1 pseudogene is annotated in these 423 nt (G+C 63.8%); it reads right to left on the bottom strand.

Annotation, left to right across the window (positions count from 1 at the left end):
• A pseudogene (locus tag QJT78_RS52185) lies at window positions 1-423 on the bottom strand (hybrid sensor histidine kinase/response regulator); the annotation flags it as partial.

Raw genomic sequence — 423 nt, 5'->3', positions numbered from 1 at the left:
AGGCCATGGTCGGCGGAGTTGCGCACCATGTGGGTGAGCGGGTCCTTGATCAAATCGAGCACCTGGCGGTCGAGCTCGGTGTCGGCGCCGTGCATCTCCAGCTCGATCTGCTTGCCGAGTTCGCTCGACAGATCGCGGACGATGCGGGGCAGCTTCTGCCAGGCATTGCCAATCGGCTGCATGCGCGTCTTCATGACCCCTTCCTGCAGCTCGGCGGTGACGTTGGACAGGCGCTGCAACGGCACCTTGAACTCGGTGTCCTCGTTGCGGCGGGAGATCTCCAGCAGCTGGTTGCGGGTCAGGACCAGCTCGGAGACCATGGTCATCAGATGCTCCAGCGTATCCACGTTGACGCGGATCGACTGGTTGGCGATGCTGGCGCCTTCGCCTGCATTCTCGTCGGCCGTCGACTTCTTCGGCGCG

The sequence above is a fragment of the Bradyrhizobium sp. Mp27 genome (assembly GCF_029953005.1).
Classification (GTDB): domain Bacteria; phylum Pseudomonadota; class Alphaproteobacteria; order Rhizobiales; family Xanthobacteraceae; genus Bradyrhizobium; species Bradyrhizobium barranii.
The sequence above is the reverse complement of the archived record's forward strand: the minus strand, read 5'-3'. Positions and strand labels throughout refer to the sequence as shown.